This window comes from Stutzerimonas stutzeri, from assembly GCF_038561965.1.
Taxonomy (GTDB): Bacteria; Pseudomonadota; Gammaproteobacteria; order Pseudomonadales; family Pseudomonadaceae; genus Stutzerimonas; species Stutzerimonas stutzeri_AA.
The window spans coordinates 984794-1008865 of the sequence record NZ_CP139348.1; the positions used below are offsets into that span (position 1 = coordinate 984794).

Sequence of the window (24072 nt, forward strand, 5' to 3'; positions counted from 1 at the left end):
ATTCTCATTTCTGCGTCAACAGGCTTTCGTAAAAAAATTCGTGTGCGTCGGCCACTTGTCTCAGACGGCAACATTGACGCGCAGATGGGTGACTTCCTTGTTCAGCAGGTCGATACGTCGCGCCATGCTCTCGATAAGGCTGTGGGCAATGCGCGGATTGCTTTGCGTCAGCCCGAGAAACTGCTCCTTGGGAATGACCATGACCGTGCAAGGTTCGCTAGCCACGACCGTTGCGCTGCGCCGTTCGCGGGTGAACACCGCCATGGCACCGAAGATCTCGTCCTTTTGTACGTCACCCACTTTCTGGCCGTCGACGACCGCATTCGCGTGACCTTCGATGATGATGAACACGTTATCCGCTTCGTCGCCCTGGCGAATCAGTTCTTCGCCGACGGCGAAATGCTTGAAACCGGTGGATGGGCGGATTTCCGGTTGCTTGAGCCGCGCAAGCGCGTCGCCGAGCAGCGCGGTATGGCCGATCAGGTATTGGGTGAACAGCTCCTGGCGGTGCTCGTCGGCATGAATATGCTGAAACGCGGCGTTGCGGGAGTAGGGAATGAGGCTGATCGGCTCGTCACTGCAGTAGCGGCATTCCGGCAGGTCGCCGGACTGGCGCAATCCAACCAGGTCACCCTCTTGAAGATAGAACAGCGCCTTACCGTCGATCAGCGCGTGCAGCAGTCCTGCTTCAATGATGAAGAGTTGTTGCGTCGGTAGCTCGGCACAGAGGTCATCGGTGTGCTTGAGTTCAAGGTTGGGGCCCGACGGCTGCAAGCCTTCCAGCAGCTGTGAGGGGATTGTTTGCAGGCGGTTGATCAGGCGATCGGCGTACGCCGGTTGCTCCCCGAGTAAATACATGTCGGTAATCCTTGAACGAACGGGCAGACGATTGGCAGGGTCACGTCGGCGCACAATAGGCCCTGTGACCTGAGCGAGTAAATCTCGCCAAGCAGAGGTTGTGAGCCAGCTCTAGTTGTCGTGTTCGTCACCCAGGCTTCGATTGAGTTCTTCCTTCAAGGGCGCCGGCAGTTGTTGCCAAGGTAAGTCGCGCAATGCGCCCTCAATGGCATACAAAAGCACCTTCGAGGCGCCGAAGCCTCGCGACTTCACCGCGCGATAGGAGCTTACCGCCCCCAGTCTTCGGAGATCGGCTGCGGTATGGATGCCCGATGCGTGTAGCCACTGCACCGAGGTCTTGCCTAGATTGCGGAGTGAAAGTAGTTCGTCGTGCATGGCGGCATCCTTGCGGTACTAGCGATTGGGGAAGCCTGTCATAAAGTGTAGCGGCCAGCGGACGCGTCGCCGCTGATCAGGCGGGCCCCAGGCTGACGACAACTGCGGCTCTATCATTGCAACCGGATCGCGACGGTGCTGCTTTTGCCACTGTTTGACGGCGGACCAGGTGCGCAGGTAGCCGATCAGCTCGGCAAGATCCCAATGGGCGGCCAGGGAAAATGCCGGGCATGCGATACGTGCAAAAGGAGGCCGGATGTCTTGGTAACCGGCATCCACGCTGGTGCGGCCGGCTGGCCAGTAGCCGGCAAGGATTTCGCTATGGAGGTTCTGAATCAGCGCATCCACCGGCGGTGCCACCTCCAGCAGGCTGTAGCACCAGGCGCAGAACAGGCCGTGCGGCTTCAGCGCGAGCCGCGCCTGGGCGAAAAATGCCGGTGTGGCAAACCAGTGCAGCGCCTGGGCGACCACCAGCAGATCGAGCTGCCCGTTTTGCACCGGTAGCTGATGGGCGTCGGCGACGACACGCTGCACATCCGGCCAGTCGTCCGCAGCGTTCAGCTGCTCGGCACTGGCGTCGCATGCAAGAACCTGATGGAAGTGGCGCGTCAGCGGGAAGCTGGCTTGCCCATTGCCCGCAGCGACGTCCATGGCGATTTCTGTCTCTGCGCACTGGCTCGCTAACCAGCTGAACAGTGCCTCGGGGTAGGTCGGACGGAAGCGCGCATAGTCGGTGGAGCGGCTGGAGAACAGCTGAACGCTTTCGCTGGCCGCCCCAGGGGAGCGTGATTCGCTGGCAGGCATATCGGTTATCCACGATTGCGATACCAGAGTATAGAAGCACCGCCGCGCTCTGCTCGCTGCGGTGCCTGGCGGTCAGAGACCGGGCAGGTGTTGACGGATGTTTGCGACCAGCTCGTCAAGGCTGCCGGCGTCCTGGGTATCCACTCGACGGCTGTGCAGTCGTTCGCTCTCGCTCAGGGCTTCACGGCTGGCTTGCTGCGCATGGACCACATCCATGGTCGCGTCAGATGGATCGAGGCCTTCGGCCTGACGCTGCGCCAGCCACTGGGCGATCACCGCATCGGGCGCCTGGCAGTCGAGCAACAAGAACGGCACGCCGGTCGACTCGGCCGCCTGCCAGGCATCCTGGCGCTGTTGCTGTTTAAGGTACGCAGCGTCGATCACCACTGAAAATCCGGCTTGCAACGCGGTAGTCGCGAGCTTGTGCAGATGCTGATAGGTCGCATCACTGGCCTGCTGGCTATAGATGCCGGTATCGAGCTGGCCCTGCTGTGCGTCGGACTGCTCGCCATGCAGCCGCTTGCGCTCGACGTCCGAGCGCAGGCGTATCGCGCCCAGGGCTTCAACCAGACGCAGCGCGACGTGGCTCTTGCCCACGGCGGAAACGCCATGGGTAATGGCCAGGAAGCGTGAGGGAATGGCGCTGTAGCTTTCGGCCAGGTTCGCATAGCTGCGGTACTGGCGCACGATCACCTTGCGCTGCACGGCGTCCTGCTCCTGATACAGGCGGAACAGGCTGACCTTGGCACGTACCAACGCGCGATAGGCCTTGTACAGATTCAACAGCGCCAGGGCTGCGTAATCGCCGGTGTGCTCCAACCATCCATTGAGGAAGCGGCGTGCTTGGCACTTCAGGCCGCGATCCTCCAGGTCCATGGCGAGAAACGCAGCATCCGAGGCAACATCAATCAGGCGGAACGGCTCATTGAATTCGATGCAGTCGAACAGGACGACATGGCCGTCGATCAACGTAGCATTACCCAGGTGGAGGTCGCCGTGACATTCGCGGACGAAACCCTGTTGGCAGCGCTGCTCGAGCAGCGGGCGCAGGCGTTGAATGCTGGTTTCTGTCCAATCTTCGAGCGAGTCCAGCTGGCGTAGGTCTGCTGCTTCGCTGAGTAGTGGGCGAATCTGCTCGAAGTTCTGCCGCATCGGCGCGACGATCGCGTCGGCGCTGCTCAGAGTGTGACCGGCGGGTACCTGCGGGGTGCTCTGGTGAAAATGCGCAATCTGCTCGGCCAAGGCGTCGATGTGCGTATCCGTCAATTCGCCGCGCGCCTGCAATTCGGCCAGCAGCTGAGTTTGCGGAAATTCACGCATCTTCAGGGCGTATTCGAAGGGTTCGCCTGCGCCATTGATCTCGGGCGCATCCGGCGAGCCGCTAATGGGCAGGACTTCCAGATAAAGGTCGGGTGCCATGCGTTGGTTGAGTCGTAGTTCCTCTTCGCAGAAATGCTTGCGCGAGGCGAGATTCGTAAAGTTCAGGAAGCCGAAGTCCACCGGTTTCTTGATTTTGTAGGCGTAGGTGCCGGTGAGGATCACCCAGGAAATATGGGTCTCGATGACCCTGACGCCCTCGGTGGGGTGCGGGTACACGGCAGGATTCTGCAGGGCGGCGATCAATGCTTGGCTCACGGTCATTCCTTGTTGAAGTTCTTGAGCGGGGGCGTGCGAGTCCACTGCGAAGCAGTCCACACAGTCGAAAAGTCGCTGGCATTATGGCTGCTGTGCGTTGCGCTGCAAACCGCTGAGAGGCCGTCGGTCCGCTGCTGCAAAGTGCGTATAATGCGCCGCCATGACTAAACCTCGCTCCCCCCGTACACGCTCCAAGCGCCGCTCCGCTGGCGCTCGCCCTTGGTTGGGCTGGGCGGTAAAACTGTCCATTGTCGGCCTGGTGATCCTGGCCGGTTTCGCTATTTATCTCGATGCCGTGGTGCAAGAGAAATTCTCCGGCAAGCGCTGGACGATTCCAGCCAAGGTCTACGCCCGGCCGCTGGAACTCTTCGCCGGGCAGAAGCTGGACAAGAACGATTTCCTCGCGGAGCTGGACGCGCTGGGCTATCGCCGCGAACGTGCGGTCAGTGGTCCGGGCGGCGCGTCGGTGGCTGGCAATGACATCGAACTGCATACCCGTGGCTTCCAGTTCTACGAAGGTGCCGAGCAGTCGCAGCGGCTGCGGGTGCGCTTTTCCGGCGATTTCGTTGCCGGCCTCAGTGCGGGTAATGGCGGCACGTTGCCGGTCGCGCGTCTGGAGCCGGTGCTGATCGGCGGGCTGTATCCGGCGCATAACGAGGATCGCATTCTGATCAAGCTGGATCAGGTGCCGCCCTATCTGGTGGAGACGTTGGTCGCGGTGGAGGACCGGGAGTTCTTCAATCACTTCGGCGTATCGCCTAAGTCCATCGCACGTGCGGTGTGGGTCAACCTGACCGCGGGCCAGGTTCGCCAGGGCGGCAGTACCCTGACTCAACAGCTGGTGAAGAACTTCTACCTGACCAATGAGCGCAGCCTCAACCGCAAGGCCACCGAGGCGATGATGGCGGTGCTGCTGGAGCTGCATTACGAAAAACAGGAGATTCTCGAAGCCTACCTTAACGAGGTGTTTCTCGGTCAGGACGGCCGTCGCGCCGTGCACGGCTTCGGCCTGGCGAGCCAGTACTTCTTCGGCCAGCCGTTGGCTGAGTTGAAGTTGCCGCAGGTGGCGCTGTTGGTCGGCATGGTTAAAGGACCGACCTACTACAATCCGCGCCGCAACCCGGAAAGGGCGCTGGAGCGCCGCAATCTGGTTCTCGATCTACTGGCCGAGCAACAGGTGGTCAGCGCCGAGGACGTGGCCAAGGCCAAGCAGGCGCCGTTGGGTGTGACCCAGCGTGGCAGCATGGCCGACAGCTCCTATCCAGCCTTTCTCGATCTGGTCAAGCGTCAGCTACGCGAGGACTATCGGGACGAGGACCTCACCGAGGAAGGCCTGCGCGTCTTCACCAGTTTCGATCCGATCCTTCAGCTAAAAGCCGAACAGGCCATGAGCGAAACGCTCAAGCGGCTCGGCAAGAGTACCGAAGGCGTTGAGGGTGCGATGATCGTGACCAACCCCGAAACCGGAGAGATCCAGGCGATGCTGGGCGGCCGGCAACCGGGTTTCGCCGGATTCAATCGGGCGTTGGACGCTTCGCGCCCGATCGGCTCGCTGATCAAGCCTGCGATTTATCTTGCGGCCTTGGAGAAACCTAGCCAATACACGCTGACGAGCTTGCTCGAGGATGAGCCGTTCTCGGTCAAGGGCGCCGACGGGCAGGTCTGGAAGCCGCAGAACTATGGGCGTCAGGCCTATGGAACGGTCTATCTGTATCAGGCGCTGGCTAATTCATACAACTTGTCCACGGCCCGGCTCGGGCTCGATCTGGGTGTGCCGAACGTGCTGAAGACGCTTGAGCGGCTGGGCGCATCGCCGAAATGGCCGGCCTACCCATCGATGCTGCTCGGCGCTGGCGGGCTTCGTCCGATCGAAGTGGCCGACATGTACCAGACATTGGCCAACGGTGGCTTCAACACGCCGTTGCGCGGTATTCGCAGTGTACTGACCGCGGACGGTGAGCCGCTCAAGCGGTATCCGTTCCAGATTCAGCAGCGCTTCGATCCCGGTGCGATCTACCTGACCCAGTACGCCATGCAGCGCGCCATGAGCGAGGGGACCGGACGATCTGCCTACAACCGTCTGCCGCGGTCGCTCAACCTGGCCGGGAAGACCGGGACCACCAACGACTCGCGTGACAGCTGGTTCGCTGGCTTCAGCCAGGATCTGCTGACGGTGGTCTGGCTGGGACGTGATGACAACGGCAAGACTTCGCTGACCGGGGCGACCGGAGCGCTGCAGGTCTGGGCTGACTTCATGCGTCGAGCCGACCCGCTGCCTCTGCAGATGCCGGTGCCGGACAACGTGACATACGCATGGGTGGATGCACGTAGCGGCCTGGGTACGGACGAGCGCTGCCCCGATGCCGTACAGATGCCCTATATTCGCGGCAGCGAGCCGACTCCCGGGCCGGGCTGCGGCATCCAGGCACCGGCCGAATCAGTTATGGATTGGGTGCGTGGGTGGCTGCAGTAACTGCCGGCCTGATATGCATCTTGTGTTTTCTTGTGAAGGGGTCTGAATTGGTGAACAAGCAGTGGATGGCTGTTGTTACGGCGGTAGTCCTGATCCAGGGCTGCGCCACGGTCGATCGTCGCTCGATTCCGGTAGTGGACTCGGGCGCTCCGGTGTCCGAGGAACTGGCCGCGCGTCAGGGCTATCGAGCGCCACCGGCCCCGACGATGGCCGCGCCGCGGCAGCAGCAGGAGGATTCGGGGGTCGTGGTGATGGTGCCGCAGGGGAGTTCCGCACCGCTTGAGACATTCGCAGCGCCCGATGCTCCTTTTACAGGGTCGACGGGCGCGAGCCAGCCAACGTGGCAGCCGGCACCGTCGATCTCGGCTCCACCCAGCGCGCCGCAACCGAGTATGCCCAGCGGCATTCCTCGTCCCGGAAGCGGCCTGGCTGCTGACGAGCAACTCGACGGCCCCGTGCTTGCACTGCTGACGACGGCCCAGCAGCAGCAGGGCGGTGGTGATTTGAACGGTGCGGCTTCCAGCCTCGAACGCGCGCAGCGCATTGCGCCGCGCGAGCCGCAAGTGCTCTATCGTCTCGCTCAGGTCCGACTGGCCCAGGGCGATGCCACCCAGGCCGAACAGCTGTCGCGTCGCGCATTGAGTTATGCAAGTGGGCGTCCAGCCTTGCAGGCGAGTCTCTGGGAGCTGATCGCTCAATCGCGGGAGCGTCAGGGCGACAACGCAGGGGCGGCACAGGCGCGTGAACGCGCCAAAGTCAGCCTGTGATGGATCAGCGCCTGCCTGCAGTTGCTCAGCAGCTGCTGTTGATCGAGCGTGAGCTTCGAGCGCTGGGGCTTTGGAGTGCTGAGCCTCCACCGGAGGAGGCGCTGGTCAGCGTCGAGCCGTTCTGCGTGGATACGCTGCGGTTCGAGCAGTGGCTGCAATGGATTTTCCTGCCTCGAATGAAGGCCATCGTCGAGTCGGATCTGCCTCTACCGGCAGCCTCGGACATTTGCGCCATGGCTGAGGTCGCGTATCGGGAGGCGCGGGCGGTCAGTCTGCTCGAGGCGTTGCGCGATTTCGACGTACTGATCAAGGCATCGTAGGCCGCGGCGACGCCTGGCGCCGCTAGCCGTAATTCCAGCTCAGTTGCAGTTTTCGGCGATCTTGTCGCGGGTTTCGCTGATCCGCGATTGGCGCTCTTCTTCGGTTAACCGCCGGGTTTCGCCGTTGTCGTTGACGCGCACGCGTGGGTTGTTCTGCAGTTGTGCCAGGTTAGTGCGCATGGTTTCGCAGTACGCCTTGCGTTCGGTTTCCTGCGCGGCGACCTGCTGCTTCACCTTGCGGTCGATGCTGCTCTGGTCGGCTTCAGCCTCGTTTTGCTCTGCCGGTTCTGGCGCCGCGACCGGTTTCGCTGGCGCGGTTACCGTATTGACGGTTTCCACCTGCTGGCCCTGAGGTGGTTGCGCACCGAAATGCGTAACCCCTTGGGCGTCCACCCATTTGTAAACCTGGGCGGCCATGACGTTGCCGCAAAGCGCCAGTAGCAAGCCGCCCGCAAAAAACGTGAATCGCATGCTGTTACCTTCGTTGGAATTGGAAACCGGTCGTCACTATACCCAAAAGCCGGCGCGCCGCTTCTGCACCCTGTCACAGCTCAACATTGCTCAAACACAACGGCAAGCTTGACTTGCTGGTGCTGAATCCGAACAATTCGAGGCTTGCTGTCCTGAGTCGCCTCGCCGCAAGCGATACCGGCTCAGTCTAGACAGACATGAGGTGCTACCCGCGCCGACCTGCATCACCCGCAACGCGTTACCTCGCGCTGGGTGGAGAGCCCGAGACACCAGGGTCTCTTCCAATACTGGCTCAGTCAGTGGCTGACGTAGTCGGCGACCACCGTCGCTCATGCCCTGCTAGCAGTAAACCTATTTCTGGCGGCTCCGACTTGGATTCGCTATCTGGCGTTTAGAGGTGAACAACGTGGAACTCTTATCCGGCGCTGAAATGGTCGTCCGCTTCCTGCGCGACGAAGGCGTTAAGTACATCTACGGGTACCCGGGCGGTGCCGTTCTGCATATCTACGATGCGCTTTTCAAGGAAAAGTCCATCGAGCACATCCTGGTTCGCCACGAGCAGGCCGCCACCCACATGGCCGATGGCTATGCGCGCGCGACCGGCAAGGCTGGCGTGGTGCTGGTGACCTCCGGTCCTGGGGCGACCAACGCCATCACCGGTATCGCCACCGCCTTCATGGACTCGATCCCGATGGTGGTCATCTCCGGTCAGGTGCCCAGCACCATGGTCGGCACCGATGCCTTCCAGGAAACCGACATGATCGGCATCTCACGGCCCATCGTGAAGCACAGCTTCATGATCAAACATCCTTCGGAAATCCCCGAAGTGATGAAGAAGGCGTTCTATCTCGCCGAGTCCGGGCGTCCAGGGCCGGTTGTCATCGATATCCCGAAGGATATGACCAACCCGGCCGATAAGTTCGAATACGTCTACCCGAAGAAGGCCAAGCTGCGTTCGTACAGCCCGGCCGTGCGTGGGCATTCGGGCCAGATTCGCAAGGCGGCGGAGTTGTTGCTGGGAGCCAAGCGGCCCATCATCTACGCCGGTGGCGGCGTGGTCCTGGGCAAGGCCTCGGCGCAACTGACAGAGCTGGCGAAGATGCTCAACCTGCCGGTGACCAACACCCTGATGGGCCTAGGGTGCTATCCGGGCAGCGACCGTCAGTTCGTCGGCATGCTCGGCATGCACGGCAGCTACACCGCCAACCTGGCGATGCACCACTCCGATGTGATCCTGGCTGTCGGTGCGCGCTTCGATGACCGCGTGATCAATGGTGCGACCAAGTTCTGCCCGAGCGCCAAGATCATCCACATCGACATCGATCCGGCATCTATCTCCAAGACCATCAAGGCGGACGTCCCGATTGTCGGTCCGGTCGACAGCGTGCTCACCGAGATGGTCGCCATCGTCAAGGAGATCGGCCAGGTGCCGAATGCCGAGACCGTGGCCAGTTGGTGGAAGCAGATCGAGGAATGGCGCGGCAATGGCCGGCTGTTTCCCTATAACGAGGGGGATGGTTCGATCATCAAGCCGCAGGCAGCTATCGAGGTGCTCTGCGAAGTAACCAAGGGCCAGGCCTATGTAACCTCGGACGTCGGTCAGCATCAGATGTTCGCCTGCCAGTACTACAAGTTCGACAAGCCCAACCGCTGGCTCAACTCGGGCGGCCTCGGCACCATGGGCTTTGGCCTGCCGGCAGCCATGGGTGTGAAGCTGAACTTCCCCGAAGCCGATGTCGCCTGCGTTACCGGCGAGGGCAGTATCCAGATGAACATCCAGGAGCTGTCGACCTGCCTGCAGTACGACCTGCCGGTGAAGATCATCAACCTCAACAACGGTGCGTTGGGCATGGTCCGCCAGTGGCAGGACATGGTGTACAACAGTCGCTACTCGCACTCCTACATGGAGTCGCTGCCGGACTTCGTCAAGCTGGCCGAGGCCTATGGTCACGTCGGAATGCGCATTACCGACCTCAAGGACCTCAAGCCGATGATGGAAGAGGCATTCGCCATGAAGGATCGTCTGGTCTTCCTGGATATCGCTGTCGATACCGCCGAGCACGTCTATCCGATGCATATCAAAGACGGTGCGATGCGCGACATGTGGCTGAGCAAGACGGAGCGGACCTGATCATGAGACACATCATCTCCCTGCTGATGGAAAACGAACCGGGTGCACTGTCTCGTGTGGTCGGTCTGTTTTCGCAACGTAACTACAACATCGAAAGCCTCACCGTGGCGCCGACTGAAGACCCGACGCTGTCGCGTCTGACGCTGACCACGGTCGGCCATGAGGAGGTGATCGAGCAGATCACCAAAAACCTCAATAAGCTGGTTGAAGTCGTCAAGCTGGTCGACCTGTCGGAGAGCGCTCACATCGAGCGTGAACTGATGCTTATCAAGGTCAAGGCTACCGGCGCCCAGCGTGCCGAGGTCAAGCGCACCACCGATATCTTCCGCGGGCAGATCGTCGATGTGACCACCAGCGTGTATACGATTCAGCTGGCCGGAACCAGTGACAAGCTGGACAGTTTCATCCAGGCCGTTGGCACCGCTTCGATCCTGGAAGTTGTGCGCAGTGGCGTCACCGGGATTTCCCGCGGTGACAAAGTACTGAGTATCTAACGGCTGTCGGACACGTCGTCTCGCCAGTCAGTAACGTTTTATCGAATGGCCCACGAGGCCGGCAACAGGGGTAATTCATGAAGGTTTCTTACGATAAAGACTGCGACCTCTCCATCATTCAGGGCAAGAAGGTCGCCATCATCGGTTACGGCTCCCAGGGCCACGCTCACGCGTGCAACCTGAAGGATTCCGGCGTCGACGTCACCGTTGGCCTGCGTCCGGGCTCGTCGTCCATCGCCAAGGCCGAGGCTCATGGCCTGAAAGTCAGTGATGTGCCGGCAGCCGTTGCCGCCGCCGACCTGGTGATGATTCTGACTCCCGACGAATTCCAAGGCCGCCTGTACAAGGACGAGGTCGAGCCGAACCTGAAGCAGGGCGCTACCCTGGCCTTCGCTCACGGCTTCGCGATCCACTACAACCAGGTCGTGCCGCGCGGTGATCTGGACGTCATCATGATCGCTCCCAAAGCGCCGGGCCACACCGTGCGTTCCGAGTTCGTCAAGGGCGGCGGTATTCCTGACCTGATCGCGATCTACCAGGATGCTTCCGGCAACGCCCGTAATGTCGCTCTGTCCTACGCCTGTGGCGTTGGCGGCGGTCGTACCGGCATCATCGAAACCACCTTCAAGGACGAAACCGAAACCGACCTGTTCGGCGAGCAGGCTGTTCTGTGCGGTGGTTGCGTTGAGCTGGTCAAGGCTGGTTTCGAAACGCTGGTCGAAGCTGGCTACGCGCCGGAAATGGCTTACTTCGAGTGTCTGCACGAGCTGAAGCTGATCGTCGATCTGATGTTCGAAGGCGGCATCGCCAACATGAACTACTCGATCTCCAACAATGCCGAGTACGGCGAGTACGTGACCGGCCCTGAGGTCATCAACGCAGAGTCCCGCGCCGCTATGCGCAATGCGCTGAAGCGCATTCAGGACGGCGAGTACGCGAAGATGTTCATCACCGAAGGCGCTGCAAACTATCCGTCCATGACTGCCTACCGTCGCAACAACGCGGCCCACGGCATCGAAGTGGTCGGCGAGAAGCTGCGCGGGATGATGCCTTGGATCGCGGCTAACAAGATCGTCGACAAGAGCAAGAACTGATCGTTCTACAGCTCAATAAACGCGGCTTCGGCCGCGTTTTTTCGTTTTGTCTGCCAGGCTTCTGGTATAAATCGCGGGTTTGGCCAGGCTGAACCGCAGGTCTCTTGATCTGGTCGAAATCTATCCGTACCTGTTGTAGAAGGTGAATGCGCATGAGTGGACAACCCGAAGATCCGAACAAGCCAGTCGAGCCAGAGAGCATTCTGCCGATCGATGAGCATGTCGAGGAAATCCAGGAGCCTGATGGGCGCAAGGTGCGCCATCGTGGCATCTACCTGCTGCCCAACCTGTTCACCACCGCCAACCTATTTGCCGGCTTCTTTTCGATCATTACGGCTATTAATGGAAACTTCTATGTGGCCGCAGCGACGGTCTTCGTTGCCATGGTGCTGGACGGGCTGGATGGGCGCGTGGCTCGCCTGACCAATACGCAAAGCGCCTTCGGCGCAGAGTATGACTCGCTCTCGGATATGGTGGCGTTCGGGCTGGCTCCCGCAGTTCTGGCTTATGAGTGGGCTTTATCCGAGTTGGGCAATGTCGGTCTTACGGTTGCCTTTATCTATGTCGCCTGTGCAGCGCTGCGACTGGCACGTTTCAATACGCAGATCGGCAAGGTGGACAAGCGCTGGTTCATCGGTCTGGCAAGTCCGGCTGCGGCGGGAGTGGTCGCTGGTTGGGTCTGGGCCGTCTGGGCGCTGGATGAGGTGGGGATTCGTGGCGTCGATCTACCGCTGGTGCTGGTCATGCTGTTTGCGCTGATGGTCGCCGCCGCTGGCTTGCTGATGGTCAGCAATATCAAATACTACAGCTTCAAGGATCTTGATCTGAAAGGGCGCGTCCCCTTTGTCGCCATTCTTGTGGTCGTGCTTGTGTTTGCCGTCGTGTTCAGCGATCCGCCGCGTATCCTGTTGCTGATCTTCCTCGCATATGCGGTTTCTGGCCCGGTGCAATACTTGATGCAGCTGCGTCGCCGCAAGCGCGTCGAGGGTTGATTTTGACGCCGGCTCCGCGTATTGCTCCATCGGAATCAATACGCGGAGCTCCCCATGCTTATCAGGATTCCCGCCTCCGGTGAATGCCGTGAGTCTGACGTTACGCCCGACGCGGCTTACCTGAGTCGTCGACAGGTGCTTCGTGGGGCCATGCTCTCCGGCGCTATCGTCGGCCTGCCTTCCCTGGCTAAGGCCTCCGAGCGCTATCCCGGCGCGACTGCAGAGTCTGCTCCGGTCTGGTTCACCGATAAACTCGCGTCCACCCGCTGGCATGCCGTCGTCCCGGACGGTGAATCCGTCACGCCTTATGCGGATGCCACTTCATACAACAATTTCTACGAGTTCGGCCCCGACAAGGGTGATCCGGCGCGTCATGCTTCTGCGCTAAAGGTCGAACCCTGGACCGTTCTGGTGGACGGTGAAGTTGATCGACCTGGCCGATATTCGCTCGAGGATTTTTGTTCTGAATCTCAGCTTGAGGAGCGAATCTATCGCCTGCGCTGCGTGGAAGCCTGGTCGATGGTCATCCCCTGGCTTGGGTTCCCTCTGGCAGATCTGGTCCGCAGGGTTCAGCCGCATTCTTCCGCCAAGTACGTACGCTTCGAAACGGCATTCCGGCCCGAGGAGATGCGCGGCACCCGTTCCGGTTTCGCGCTGATCGACTGGCCTTATGTCGAAGGACTGCGAATGGACGAGGCCATGCACCCGCTGACTCTGCTGGCCGTCGGCATGTACGGCCGCACGCTGCCTAATCAAAACGGTGCGCCGTTGCGGCTGGTGGTTCCATGGAAGTACGGATTCAAGAGCATCAAGTCGATCGTACGTATCAGCTTTGTGCGAGACCAGCCAGCGACGACCTGGCAATCAATGGCGCCGCAAGAATATGGCTTCTACGCGAACGTCAACCCCAAGGTTTCCCATCCGCGCTGGTCCCAGGCCCAGGAGCGCCGACTTCCTGGGAGCCTGTTCAGCGCCAATGTTCGCGATACGTTGCTATTCAATGGTTACGCCGAAGAGGTTGCGGGGTTATACGGCGCCATGGACCTCAGTAAGGACTACTGATGCGCTACCCGTTTTGGCGGCTGGCCGTATTCGCTTTGGCGCTGAGTGTGCCTGGGTACTGGCTGTATCTGGCCTGGCAGCTCAAGCTCGGGCCTGACCCGGGAAAAGTACTGGTTGATAACCTGGGGCAGGGCGCGTTGGTGCTGCTGCTTCTGACGCTTTCGATGACACCCCTACAGCGCCTGACAGGATGGGGTGGTTGGCTTGCTACGCGCCGTCAGCTTGGGCTTTGGTGCTTTACCTATGCGTTGCTCCACATCACTAGCTACCTCTACTTCCTATTAGGTGGCGAGCTATGGCGTCTGGGTGGGGAGTTGATAGAACGACCTTATATCCTAGTCGGCACTATTGCCTTCTTCGGACTAGCCATCCTGGCGATGACGTCCTCCCGGTGGAGTATGCGTCGCCTCGGAAAGCGCTGGAAGTCGGTACATCGGCTGATCTATCTGATTGTCATCGTGGCTCTACTGCATATGCTCTGGGTCGTTCGGGCCGACGCCGCGCGCTGGTTCCTCTATGCCGGTATCGCTGCAGCGTTGTTGCTGCTGCGCTTACCGGTGGCAGCCACGGCTCTTGCTTCGCTGCGTGGTGTAACGAAGCGTGGAACAAAACTGAAATAAACGGTTGACGTTAGTTTTCAGGCTCCTATAATGCGCACCTTCTCCGGCGCAGTCCTTAAGCAAAATCTCTTGTAAATCAAAAGGTTAGCGAAATAAAAGGGTTGCACGGATGGCAAATTCGAGTAGAATGCGCCGGGCTGACAGGGTGGTGGTTGAGTCCTGTTGGTGGCTTCGGTCAGGTTGATCGGAAGCGGTTGAAAGAGGTGGTTGACAGCGGTTTTGAACGCTGTATGATTCGCCTCCCGCTGACGAGAGATGAGAGTTGATCGAAGGCGCAAGCGGTTGAGAAGAAAGAAAAAGTTCTTCAAAAACAGCTTGACAGGTAACAAGGCTGCTGTAGAATGCGCGGCCTCGGTTGAGACGAAAGACTTGATCGAAACGCTCTTTAACAACTGAATCAAGCAATTCGTGTGGGTGCTTGTGAATGTAAGACTGATGGTCAGCTAGATTATCAGCATCACAAAGCAACACTCGAGTATTCGAGAGTTACTCTTTACTTGTAAAGAGATTTGCGATTGCTGAGCCAAGTTTAGGGTTTTCTCAAAACCCAAGCAGTATTGAACTGAAGAGTTTGATCATGGCTCAGATTGAACGCTGGCGGCAGGCCTAACACATGCAAGTCGAGCGGATGAAGAGAGCTTGCTCTCTGATTCAGCGGCGGACGGGTGAGTAATGCCTAGGAATCTGCCTGATAGTGGGGGACAACGTTTCGAAAGGAACGCTAATACCGCATACGTCCTACGGGAGAAAGCAGGGGACCTTCGGGCCTTGCGCTATCAGATGAGCCTAGGTCGGATTAGCTAGTTGGTGAGGTAAAGGCTCACCAAGGCTACGATCCGTAACTGGTCTGAGAGGATGATCAGTCACACTGGAACTGAGACACGGTCCAGACTCCTACGGGAGGCAGCAGTGGGGAATATTGGACAATGGGCGAAAGCCTGATCCAGCCATGCCGCGTGTGTGAAGAAGGTCTTCGGATTGTAAAGCACTTTAAGTTGGGAGGAAGGGCAGTAAGCTAATACCTTGCTGTTTTGACGTTACCGACAGAATAAGCACCGGCTAACTTCGTGCCAGCAGCCGCGGTAATACGAAGGGTGCAAGCGTTAATCGGAATTACTGGGCGTAAAGCGCGCGTAGGTGGTTTGTTAAGTTGAATGTGAAAGCCCCGGGCTCAACCTGGGAACTGCATCCAAAACTGGCAAGCTAGAGTATGGCAGAGGGTGGTGGAATTTCCTGTGTAGCGGTGAAATGCGTAGATATAGGAAGGAACACCAGTGGCGAAGGCGACCACCTGGGCTAATACTGACACTGAGGTGCGAAAGCGTGGGGAGCAAACAGGATTAGATACCCTGGTAGTCCACGCCGTAAACGATGTCGACTAGCCGTTGGGATCCTTGAGATCTTAGTGGCGCAGCTAACGCATTAAGTCGACCGCCTGGGGAGTACGGCCGCAAGGTTAAAACTCAAATGAATTGACGGGGGCCCGCACAAGCGGTGGAGCATGTGGTTTAATTCGAAGCAACGCGAAGAACCTTACCAGGCCTTGACATGCAGAGAACTTTCCAGAGATGGATTGGTGCCTTCGGGAACTCTGACACAGGTGCTGCATGGCTGTCGTCAGCTCGTGTCGTGAGATGTTGGGTTAAGTCCCGTAACGAGCGCAACCCTTGTCCTTAGTTACCAGCACGTAATGGTGGGCACTCTAAGGAGACTGCCGGTGACAAACCGGAGGAAGGTGGGGATGACGTCAAGTCATCATGGCCCTTACGGCCTGGGCTACACACGTGCTACAATGGTCGGTACAAAGGGTTGCCAAGCCGCGAGGTGGAGCTAATCCCATAAAACCGATCGTAGTCCGGATCGCAGTCTGCAACTCGACTGCGTGAAGTCGGAATCGCTAGTAATCGTGAATCAGAATGTCACGGTGAATACGTTCCCGGGCCTTGTACACACCGCCCGTCACACCATGGGAGTGGGTTGCTCCAGAAGTAGCTAGTCTAACCTTCGGGGGGACGGTTACCACGGAGTGATTCATGACTGGGGTGAAGTCGTAACAAGGTAGCCGTAGGGGAACCTGCGGCTGGATCACCTCCTTAATCGAAGACTTCAGCTTCTTCATAAGCTCCCACACGAATTGCTTGATTCACTAGCGAAAAGCGATTGGGTTTCGACCCGAGAGAGACGATTGGGTCTGTAGCTCAGTTGGTTAGAGCGCACCCCTGATAAGGGTGAGGTCGGCAGTTCGAATCTGCCCAGACCCACCAATTGTCATGGGATGTGGCCGATCTGTAGATGGGGCCATAGCTCAGCTGGGAGAGCGCCTGCTTTGCACGCAGGAGGTCAGGAGTTCGATCCTCCTTGGCTCCACCATTAACTCGATAATCGCTGAAAGCTCAGAAATGAGTGCTGCTTGGGCATCTGATGGATGTTTGAGGGTATTGATTTCTGGTCTTTGCGCCAGAACTGTTCTTTAAAAATTTGGGTATGTGATAGAAGTAGATTTGGGTAGTTACTTTCACTGGTAATTATTCAAGTCAAGGTAAAATTTGCGAGTTGCTCTTTATGGGCAGAATGCGGATTTTCGGCGAATGTCGTCTTCACGTTATTAGACAGTAACCAGATTGCTTGGGGTTATATGGTCAAGTGAAGAAGCGCATACGGTGGATGCCTTGGCAGTCAGAGGCGATGAAAGACGTGGTAGCCTGCGAAAAGCTTCGGGGAGTCGGCAAACAGACTTTGATCCGGAGATGTCTGAATGGGGGAACCCAGCCATCATAAGATGGTTATCACACACTGAATACATAGGTGTGTGAGGCGAACCAGGGGAACTGAAACATCTAAGTACCCTGAGGAAAAGAAATCAACCGAGATTCCCTTAGTAGTGGCGAGCGAACGGGGATTAGCCCTTAAGCTTCTTTGATTTTAGCGGAACGCTCTGGAAAGTGCGGCCATAGTGGGTGATAGCCCTGTACGCGAAAAGGTCTTAGAAGTGAAATCGAGTAGGACGGAGCACGAGAAACTTTGTCTGAATATGGGGGGACCATCCTCCAAGGCTAAATACTACTGACTGACCGATAGTGAACTAGTACCGTGAGGGAAAGGCGAAAAGAACCCCGGAGAGGGGAGTGAAATAGATCCTGAAACCGTATGCGTACAAGCAGTGGGAGCCTACTTTGTTAGGTGACTGCGTACCTTTTGTATAATGGGTCAGCGACTTATTTTCAGTGGCGAGCTTAACCGAATAGGGGAGGCGTAGCGAAAGCGAGTCTTAATAGGGCGTTTAGTCGCTGGGAATAGACCCGAAACCGGGCGATCTATCCATGGGCAGGTTGAAGGTTGGGTAACACTAACTGGAGGACCGAACCGACTACCGTTGAAAAGTTAGCGGATGACCTGTGGATCGGAGTGAAAGGCTAATCAAGCTCGGAGATAGCTGGTTCTCCTCGAAAGCTATTTAGGTAGCGCCTCGTGTATCACTGCTGGGGGTAGAGCACTGTTTCGGCTAGGGGGTCATCCCGACTTACCAAACCGATGCAAACTCCGAATACCAGCAAGTGTCAGCACGGGAGACACACGGCGGGTGCTAACGTCCGTCGTGAAAAGGGAAACAACCCAGACCGTCAGCTAAGGTCCCAAAATCCTGGTTAAGTGGGAAACGATGTGGGAAGGCTTAGACAGCTAGGAGGTTGGCTTAGAAGCAGCCACCCTTTAAAGAAAGCGTAATAGCTCACTAGTCGAGTCGGCCTGCGCGGAAGATGTAACGGGGCTCAAACCAGGTACCGAAGCTACGGGTTCAACGTAAGTTGAGCGGTAGAGGAGCGTTCTGTAAGCCTGTGAAGGTCAGTTGAGAAGCTGGCTGGAGGTATCAGAAGTGCGAATGCTGACATGAGTAACGACAATGCGAGTGAAAAACTCGCACGCCGAAAGACCAAGGGTTCCTGCGCAACGTTAATCGACGCAGGGTGAGTCGGTCCCTAAGGCGAGGCTGAAGAGCGTAGTCGATGGGAAACGGGTTAATATTCCCGTACTTCTAGTTACTGCGATGGGGGGACGGAGAAGGCTAGGCCAGCAAGGCGTTGGTTGTCCTTGTTTAAGGTGGTAGGCAGAGATCTTAGGTAAATCCGGGATCTTAATGCCGAGAGCTGATGACGAGCTTTCTTTTAGAAAGCGAAGTGGTTGATGCCATGCTTCCAGGAAAAGCCTCTAAGCTTCAGGTAACTAGGAACCGTACCCCAAACCGACACAGGTGGTTGGGTAGAGAATACCAAGGCGCTTGAGAGAACTCGGGTGAAGGAACTAGGCAAAATGGCACCGTAACTTCGGGAGAAGGTGCGCCGGTGAGGGTGAAGTATTTACTACGTAAGCCCATGCCGGTCGAAGATACCAGGCCGCTGCGACTGTTTATTAAAAACACAGCACTCTGCAAACACGAAAGTGGACGTATAGGGTGTGACGCCTGCCCGGTGCCGGAAGGTTAATTGATGGGGTTAGCGCAAGCGAAGCTCTTGATCGAAGCCCCGGTAAACGGCGGCCGTAACTATAACGGTCCTAAGGTAGCGAAATTCCTTGTCGGGTAAGTTCCGACCTGCACGAATGGCGTAACGATGGCGGCGCTGTCTCCACCCGAGACTCAGTGAAATTGAAATCGCTGTGAAGATGCAGTGTATCCGCGGCTAGACGGAAAGACCCCGTGAACCTTTACTATAGCTTTGCACTGGACTTTGAATTTGCTTGTGTAGGATAGGTGGGAGGCTTTGAAGCGTGGACGCCAGTTCGCGTGGAGCCAACCTTGAAATACCACCCTGGCAACTTTGAGGTTCTAACTCTGGTCCGTTATCCGGATCGAGGACAGTGTATGGTGGGTAGTTTGACTGGGGCGGTCTCCTCCTAAAGAGTAACGGAGGAGTACGAAGGTGCGCTCAGACCGGTCGGAAATCGGTCGTAGAGTATAAAGGCAAAAGCGCGCTTGACTGCGAGACAGACACGTCGAGCAGGTACGAAAGTAGGTCTTAGTGATCCGGTGGTTCTGTATGGAAGGGCCATCGCTCAACGGATAAAAGGTACTCCGGGGATAACAGGCTGATACCGCCCAAGAGTTCATATCGACGGCGGTGTTTGGCACCTCGATGTCGGCTCATCACATCCTGGGGCTGAAGCCGGTCCCAAGGGTATGGCTGTTCGCCATTTAAAGTGGTACGCGAGCTGGGTTTAGAACGTCGTGAGACAGTTCGGTCCCTATCTGCCGTGGACGTTTGAGATTTGAGAGGGGCTGCTCCTAGTACGAGAGGACCGGAGTGGACGAACCTCTGGTGTTCCGGTTGTCACGCCAGTGGCATTGCCGGGTAGCTACGTTCGGAAGAGATAACCGCTGAAAGCATCTAAGCGGGAAACTTGCCTCAAGATGAGATCTCACTGGAGCCTTGAGCTCCCTGAAGGGCCGTCGAAGACTACGACGTTGATAGGTTGGGTGTGTAAGCGCTGTGAGGCGTTGAGCTAACCAATACTAATTGCCCGTGAGGCTTGACCATATAACACCCAAACAATTTGGCTGTTAGACGGAAAGTCGACAGAAAAGCCGAAAATCAGCATGAACACGCATTACCTGATCACATACCCAATTGGCTGTAGCGGCTAAACCCCGAGACAGCAACTGAATTGCTTGACGACCATAGAGCGTTGGAACCACCTGATCCCATCCCGAACTCAGTAGTGAAACGACGCATCGCCGATGGTAGTGTGGGGTCTCCCCATGTGAGAGTAGGTCATCGTCAAGCTCCTTTCCCAAACCCCCGATCCGCGAAAGCGGGTCGGGGGTTTACTTTTGCCCAAAAGAAAGCTGCGATAGCACGTACTGTCGTTGATCATCGAAAGGTCAACTTAACGGTCACCTCGATGCTTAGGGCTAGCTGGTCGAGCGGCCTAGGGTCGGCGGCAGAGGCGGCAGAGGGCGGCAGGGAGGTGGAGCACCGGCATGACGGGTTGCCTCTTAAGCTGCAGGTCAGCGTGCGGTCTGTATCCAGAGCTCAGATAATTCCGCTACATAGCTACATAGCTACATAGCTACATAGCTACATAGCTACATAGCTGCGTTGAGAGTGTCGGACGATCGTTGCGGGCGAATAGCACTACAAGTTGTGCAAAAACAGCCTGCTCGTCTACGGATGCATATGGGCGGGCTTTGGGCGTTAGGCGGTAACCAAAATATTGGGACCGCCTTGGAGCGCTTCGATAGCCTCAAACGGGCTTCCCGTATCGTCGCCTCCGCCTGACTGACGACTCACAGCGGCATCCACCGCTCGTTTAGAATGAGCGCTTTGCTCGGGTATTTGCCATGACGGAATCGGCTGCTACGCCAGGGCTCGAGGAGGTTCCGCTCGAGCAGTTGGCTGCTTGCCCTGAATGTGACCTGCTGATGCTGAAGCCGACGCTCGCGCTCGGTGAAGTTGCAGAGTGCCCACGTTGCGGTTGTGAGTTGTTTCGTTTGCGCCATCGCATCGTTGGGCCGGGCATGGCTTTGGTGCTTGCGGCGTTGCTCTTGTACTTCCCGGCCAACTTCCTGCCCATCATGCAATTGAATCTGCTCGGCAGGGTTACCCATGACACCGTCTGGAGCGGTGTGCTCAGCCTCTACAACAGCGGCATGCAAGGCATCGCCGTCGTGGTGTTTCTTTGCAGTATGGCGGTGCCGCTACTCAAGCTGTTGTGTCAGCTCGTAGTGTTGGTCTGTATTGCAGCTGATCGTGCAAAGCCTCTAGGGACGCTGCTTTATCGGACCTATCACCATCTACGGGAGTGGGGCATGTTGGAGGTCTATCTGCTTGGCATTCTGGTTTCGATCATCAAGCTGAGAGACATGGCTGAGCTAAGCCTTGGGATCGGTTTGGCGTGCTTCGCCGGGCTACTGGTAGTTCAGGTGTGGCTGGAATTGGTCATGTCGCCGCACCAGGTCTGGGAAGCGTTATCGGAGCGCCGCGATGCGCGCCGCTGATGCTGGGCTGATGGTCTGTCATGAGTGCCATCAGCTGAACCGTGCGAATGCCGAACATTCCCATGACCGTTGCAGTCGTTGTGGAGCCCGCGTGCACATGCGCAGGCCCAACAGCATAGCAAGGACCTGGGCGTTGCTGATCACCGCTGCGCTGCTCTATCTACCGGCGAATCTTCTGCCGATCATGACGGTGCGCATGCTCGGCAGCGGCACGCCGGACACGATCATGTCCGGCGTAGTCACCCTGGCCAAGCACGGCATGTTCCCGATTGCCGCGGTGGTGTTCATCGCCAGTATTCTGGTGCCCACCTTCAAGCTGGTTGGGATTGCGATGTTGCTGTTCTCAGTACAGCGCCATCACCCAATGTCGCCGCGCCAGCGAATACTTGTTTTCAGATTTATCGAGTGGATAGGGCGATGGTCCATGCTCGACATATTTGTCATCGCCATTCTGGTGGCGATCGTCAATTTCGGCAGCCTCGCCAGCGTCGAAGCCGGTTTTGGCGCAGTTGCATTCGCCAGTGTAGTCGTCCTGACCATGCTGGCTGCGATCACATTCGACCCACGTCTGATCTGGGATAACACGGAATCCGGGAACAAGCATGACTGACCTGCCACAAGCCAATACTCGTCCTGCGTCCAGCTGGTCGGCCATCTGGATTCTGCCGCTAATCGCGTTGGCGATTGGCGCCTGGCTCGCTTGGCAAGCCTATAGCGAGCGAGGCATACACATCGAAGTGGTCTTCGAGAGCGCCGAGGGGATCGAGATAGGCAAGACTGCGGTCCTCTACAAGGGCATGACGATCGGTGTCGTACGCGATCTGCATCTGGGCGATGACGAGCGCCGGCAGGTCGTGGTTGCGGACATCGAGATGAACAAGGATGTTGATGGCTACCTACGCAGCGGCACGCGTTTCTGGCTGGTAAAGCCCAGTGTGACCCTCGCCGGGATTACCGGGCTGGAGACCCTGGTGTCGGGCAACTACATCGGCATTAGCCCTGCCGATGGAGAAGCTACACGGCGTTTTGTTGCGCTGGTAGAAGAGCCGCCCATGTCTGACAGCCGTATCGGCCTGCACCTGACCGTTAAGGCCGAACGGCTCGGTTCGTTGAACCGCGGCAGCCCGGTGTTCTACCGGCAAATTCAGGTTGGGCAGGTGAAGAACTATGTGTTGGCTGAGGACGACAGCACGGTTGAGGTGCAGCTGTATATCCAACCGGAATACGCACATCTGGTGCGCAAACACACTCGTTTCTGGAACGCCAGTGGCGTCACCGTGGATGCCGGCCTGACGGGGGTGAAGTTTCGTACGGAGTCGCTGGCCAGCATCGTAGCCGGCGGCATCGCCTTCGCCACGCCAGCGCACCGCAAGGACAGCCCGGCGACCGATCCAAGCATCCCGTTTCGGCTGTACGAGGATTTCGATGCGGCCCAGGCCGGTATCAGGACGCTCGTATCGCTCCAGGATTTCGATGGGCTGCAGGCGGGCCGCACAACGGTGATCTACAAGGGCATGCAGGTCGGCTTGCTGAAGAAGCTGGATATTGATTCGGACCTCAGTGGCGCGCAGGCCGAGCTCTCCATCGACCCGCTGTTCGAGGACTATCTGGTCGAGGACACGCAGTTCTGGGTAGTCAAACCGTCTGTTTCGGTTGCCGGCATATCCGGGCTAGAGGCCCTGGTGCGCGGCAATTACATTTCGGTTCGCCCTGGTGAGAAGGGCGCCGAAGCCAGACGCAACTTCGTGGCGCGTGCCAAGGCGCCACCGCTGGATATACGTTCGCCGGGTCTTCACCTGGTGCTGACGGCCGACAATCTCGGCTCGCTGGATGTCGGCAGTCCCGTCCTCTATCGCCAAGTCCGGGTAGGCTCAGTGCAGAGCTACCAGTTTTCTCGGGACCAGCAGCGGGTTGTGGTTGGCGTGCACATCGAGCAGCCCTACGCCGATCTGGTGAATAGCTCGAGCCGGTTCTGGAATGCCAGTGGCATCTCACTGACCGGAGGGCTGTCCGGTATCGAGGTGCGCAGCGAGTCGCTGCAAAGCCTGCTGGCTGGTGGGATCGCATTCGAGACGCCGGATCCGCAAGCGGCGGCCACCAAGAAAGTGCCCCGCTTTGAGCTACACAAGGACAGGGACAGCGCGATACGGCGCGGTACGTCGGTAGAGATTCGTCTGGATCGCGGCGATGGCTTGGCGGCCGGAACGCCTATCCGCTACAAGGGGCTGGACGTCGGTGAGGTCGATAGCGTGACGCTGAGCGACGATCTGGGACATGTCGTACTGCGGGCCCGGATAACCGCTGCAGAGTCTCGTATTGCCCGCGCGGGCACCCAGTTCTGGGTCGTACGGCCCGAGCTTGGCATCATGCGCACGGCCAATCTAGACACCCTGGTCAGCGGTCCCTACCTCGAGGTTGCTCCCGGCAAGCCGGGTGCTGCAGCCCAATCGCGTTTCGTGGGGCAGGAGCGTGAGCCGCAGAAGGCTGGCGATGGGCTCAGACTGGTCCTTAGCGCTGCGCGGCTGGGCTCGATCAAACCGGGCAATGCGGTGACCTATCGTGAGGTAAAAGTCGGTGAGGTGACCGGTTACGAGCTGGGCCAGAATGCCGACCGTGTACTGATCCGCGTACTCATCGAGCCGCGCTACACAGCGCTGGTGCACACCGGCAGCCGGTTCTGGGAAACCAGTGGCTTCGGTGTCGACTTCAGCCTGTTCAAGGGTGCCAGCCTCCGCACCGATTCGCTGGAGTCGCTGATCGAGGGCGGGGTTGCCTTCGCCACCCCCGATGGGGAGCGGATGGGGCAGCGTGCGTTGCCGGGGCAGACCTTTGCCTTGTTCAAGGAGCCGCAGGAAGAGTGGTTTGATTGGGCGCCGAAGATCGAGTTGGGGCGAGCTACCAGTGACAAGTGACGATCGATCCGGGACGTTATCGGTGGGCTGAAGCCCACCCAACGGCGATAGCCGGATGTGCATGAAAAGGGGCCCC

Annotated in this window: 17 protein-coding genes, 2 tRNA genes and 3 rRNA genes; 17 read left to right on the forward strand and 5 right to left on the reverse strand. The window is 58.4% G+C overall.

The window, feature by feature from the left end; all coding sequences use genetic code 11:
• Positions 1-60 precede the first annotated feature (60 nt).
• The 4 genes from SM130_RS04395 to SM130_RS04410 all read right to left on the reverse strand — a co-directional run bounded on the left by SM130_RS04395 (position 61) and on the right by SM130_RS04410 (position 3672).
• Complete coding sequence (locus tag SM130_RS04395) at positions 61-858, reverse strand: Crp/Fnr family transcriptional regulator (protein ID WP_102824592.1); 798 nt, start codon at positions 856-858, stop codon at positions 61-63.
• Between the two features lie 111 nt (positions 859-969).
• Positions 970-1233: a TfoX/Sxy family protein gene (locus SM130_RS04400; protein ID WP_102824593.1), complete on the reverse strand. Its 264-nt coding sequence runs from the start codon at positions 1231-1233 to the stop codon at positions 970-972.
• Positions 1234-1251: 18 nt separating this feature from the next.
• Positions 1252-2037 carry a class I SAM-dependent methyltransferase gene (locus SM130_RS04405; RefSeq protein WP_102824594.1) on the reverse strand — a complete coding sequence of 262 codons (786 nt, stop codon included), beginning with the start codon at positions 2035-2037 and terminating at the stop codon, positions 1252-1254.
• A 72-nt stretch (positions 2038-2109) separates the two neighbouring features.
• Complete coding sequence (locus SM130_RS04410) at positions 2110-3672, reverse strand: AAA family ATPase (RefSeq protein ID WP_102824595.1); 1563 nt, start codon at positions 3670-3672, stop codon at positions 2110-2112.
• 160 nt (positions 3673-3832) lie between these two features.
• Here SM130_RS04410 and mrcB point away from each other — a divergent pair, with 160 nt between their 5' ends.
• The 3 genes from mrcB (at position 3833) to SM130_RS04425 (ending at position 7232) form a co-directional block, all read left to right on the forward strand.
• The gene (gene mrcB / locus SM130_RS04415; protein ID WP_102824596.1) at positions 3833-6145 is read left to right on the forward strand and encodes a penicillin-binding protein 1B; all 2313 of its coding nucleotides are present in this window, start codon (positions 3833-3835) and stop codon (positions 6143-6145) included.
• 65 nt (positions 6146-6210) lie between these two features.
• Positions 6211-6912 carry a tetratricopeptide repeat protein gene (locus SM130_RS04420; protein WP_102824597.1) on the forward strand — a complete coding sequence of 234 codons (702 nt, stop codon included), beginning with the start codon at positions 6211-6213 and terminating at the stop codon, positions 6910-6912.
• Positions 6912-7232, forward strand: a complete 321-nt coding sequence (locus tag SM130_RS04425) for a YqcC family protein (protein WP_102824598.1) — start codon at positions 6912-6914, stop codon at positions 7230-7232. The genes SM130_RS04420 and SM130_RS04425 overlap by 1 nt, the downstream gene beginning before the upstream one ends.
• A 39-nt stretch (positions 7233-7271) precedes the next feature.
• Here SM130_RS04425 and SM130_RS04430 read toward each other — a convergent pair whose 3' ends face one another.
• Positions 7272-7703: a DUF4124 domain-containing protein gene (locus SM130_RS04430; protein WP_102824599.1), complete on the reverse strand. Its 432-nt coding sequence runs from the start codon at positions 7701-7703 to the stop codon at positions 7272-7274.
• Positions 7704-8109: 406 nt separating this feature from the next.
• Here SM130_RS04430 and SM130_RS04435 point away from each other — a divergent pair, with 406 nt between their 5' ends.
• The 14 genes from SM130_RS04435 to SM130_RS04500 all read left to right on the forward strand — a co-directional run bounded on the left by SM130_RS04435 (position 8110) and on the right by SM130_RS04500 (position 23996).
• Positions 8110-9834 (forward strand): acetolactate synthase 3 large subunit, encoded by a 1725-nt coding sequence (locus SM130_RS04435; protein ID WP_102824645.1) that lies wholly within the window; start codon positions 8110-8112, stop codon positions 9832-9834.
• 2 nt (positions 9835-9836) lie between these two features.
• On the forward strand, positions 9837-10328 hold the full coding sequence (gene ilvN, locus SM130_RS04440) for an acetolactate synthase small subunit (protein ID WP_003279875.1): 492 nt from the start codon (positions 9837-9839) through the stop codon (positions 10326-10328).
• A 77-nt stretch (positions 10329-10405) separates the two neighbouring features.
• The gene (gene ilvC, locus SM130_RS04445; RefSeq protein ID WP_102824600.1) at positions 10406-11422 is read left to right on the forward strand and encodes a ketol-acid reductoisomerase; all 1017 of its coding nucleotides are present in this window, start codon (positions 10406-10408) and stop codon (positions 11420-11422) included.
• 152 nt (positions 11423-11574) lie between these two features.
• Positions 11575-12414, forward strand: coding sequence for a CDP-diacylglycerol--serine O-phosphatidyltransferase (pssA, locus tag SM130_RS04450; RefSeq protein WP_102824601.1), 840 nt, complete (start codon positions 11575-11577; stop codon positions 12412-12414).
• Between the two features lie 54 nt (positions 12415-12468).
• A complete protein-coding gene (gene msrP / locus SM130_RS04455; RefSeq protein ID WP_102824602.1) occupies positions 12469-13476 on the forward strand; it encodes a protein-methionine-sulfoxide reductase catalytic subunit MsrP in 1008 nt (335 codons plus the stop codon).
• Positions 13476-14096 (forward strand): protein-methionine-sulfoxide reductase heme-binding subunit MsrQ, encoded by a 621-nt coding sequence (gene msrQ, locus SM130_RS04460; protein WP_102824603.1) that lies wholly within the window; start codon positions 13476-13478, stop codon positions 14094-14096. The genes msrP and msrQ overlap by 1 nt, the downstream gene beginning before the upstream one ends.
• Positions 14097-14655: 559 nt before the next feature.
• Positions 14656-16192 (forward strand): 16S ribosomal RNA (locus SM130_RS04465).
• A gap of 91 nt (positions 16193-16283) precedes the next feature.
• Positions 16284-16360: transfer RNA gene (locus SM130_RS04470), tRNA-Ile, on the forward strand.
• Positions 16361-16390: 30 nt separating this feature from the next.
• Positions 16391-16466: transfer RNA gene (locus tag SM130_RS04475), tRNA-Ala, on the forward strand.
• A 267-nt stretch (positions 16467-16733) separates the two neighbouring features.
• Positions 16734-19624 (forward strand): 23S ribosomal RNA (locus SM130_RS04480).
• Positions 19625-19754: 130 nt separating this feature from the next.
• Positions 19755-19870 (forward strand): 5S ribosomal RNA (gene rrf / locus SM130_RS04485).
• The 16S, 23S and 5S rRNA genes sit together here with 2 tRNA genes alongside, the layout of an rRNA operon.
• Before the next feature lie 557 nt (positions 19871-20427).
• Entirely contained in the window at positions 20428-21084 is a 657-nt protein-coding gene (locus SM130_RS04490) for a paraquat-inducible protein A (protein ID WP_102826956.1), read from the forward strand.
• The gene (locus SM130_RS04495) at positions 21071-21694 is read left to right on the forward strand and encodes a paraquat-inducible protein A (protein WP_102826957.1); all 624 of its coding nucleotides are present in this window, start codon (positions 21071-21073) and stop codon (positions 21692-21694) included. The genes SM130_RS04490 and SM130_RS04495 overlap by 14 nt, the downstream gene beginning before the upstream one ends.
• On the forward strand, positions 21687-23996 hold the full coding sequence (locus SM130_RS04500; protein WP_102826958.1) for a PqiB family protein: 2310 nt from the start codon (positions 21687-21689) through the stop codon (positions 23994-23996). Before SM130_RS04495 ends, SM130_RS04500 begins: the two co-directional genes overlap by 8 nt.
• Positions 23997-24072 lie beyond the last annotated feature (76 nt).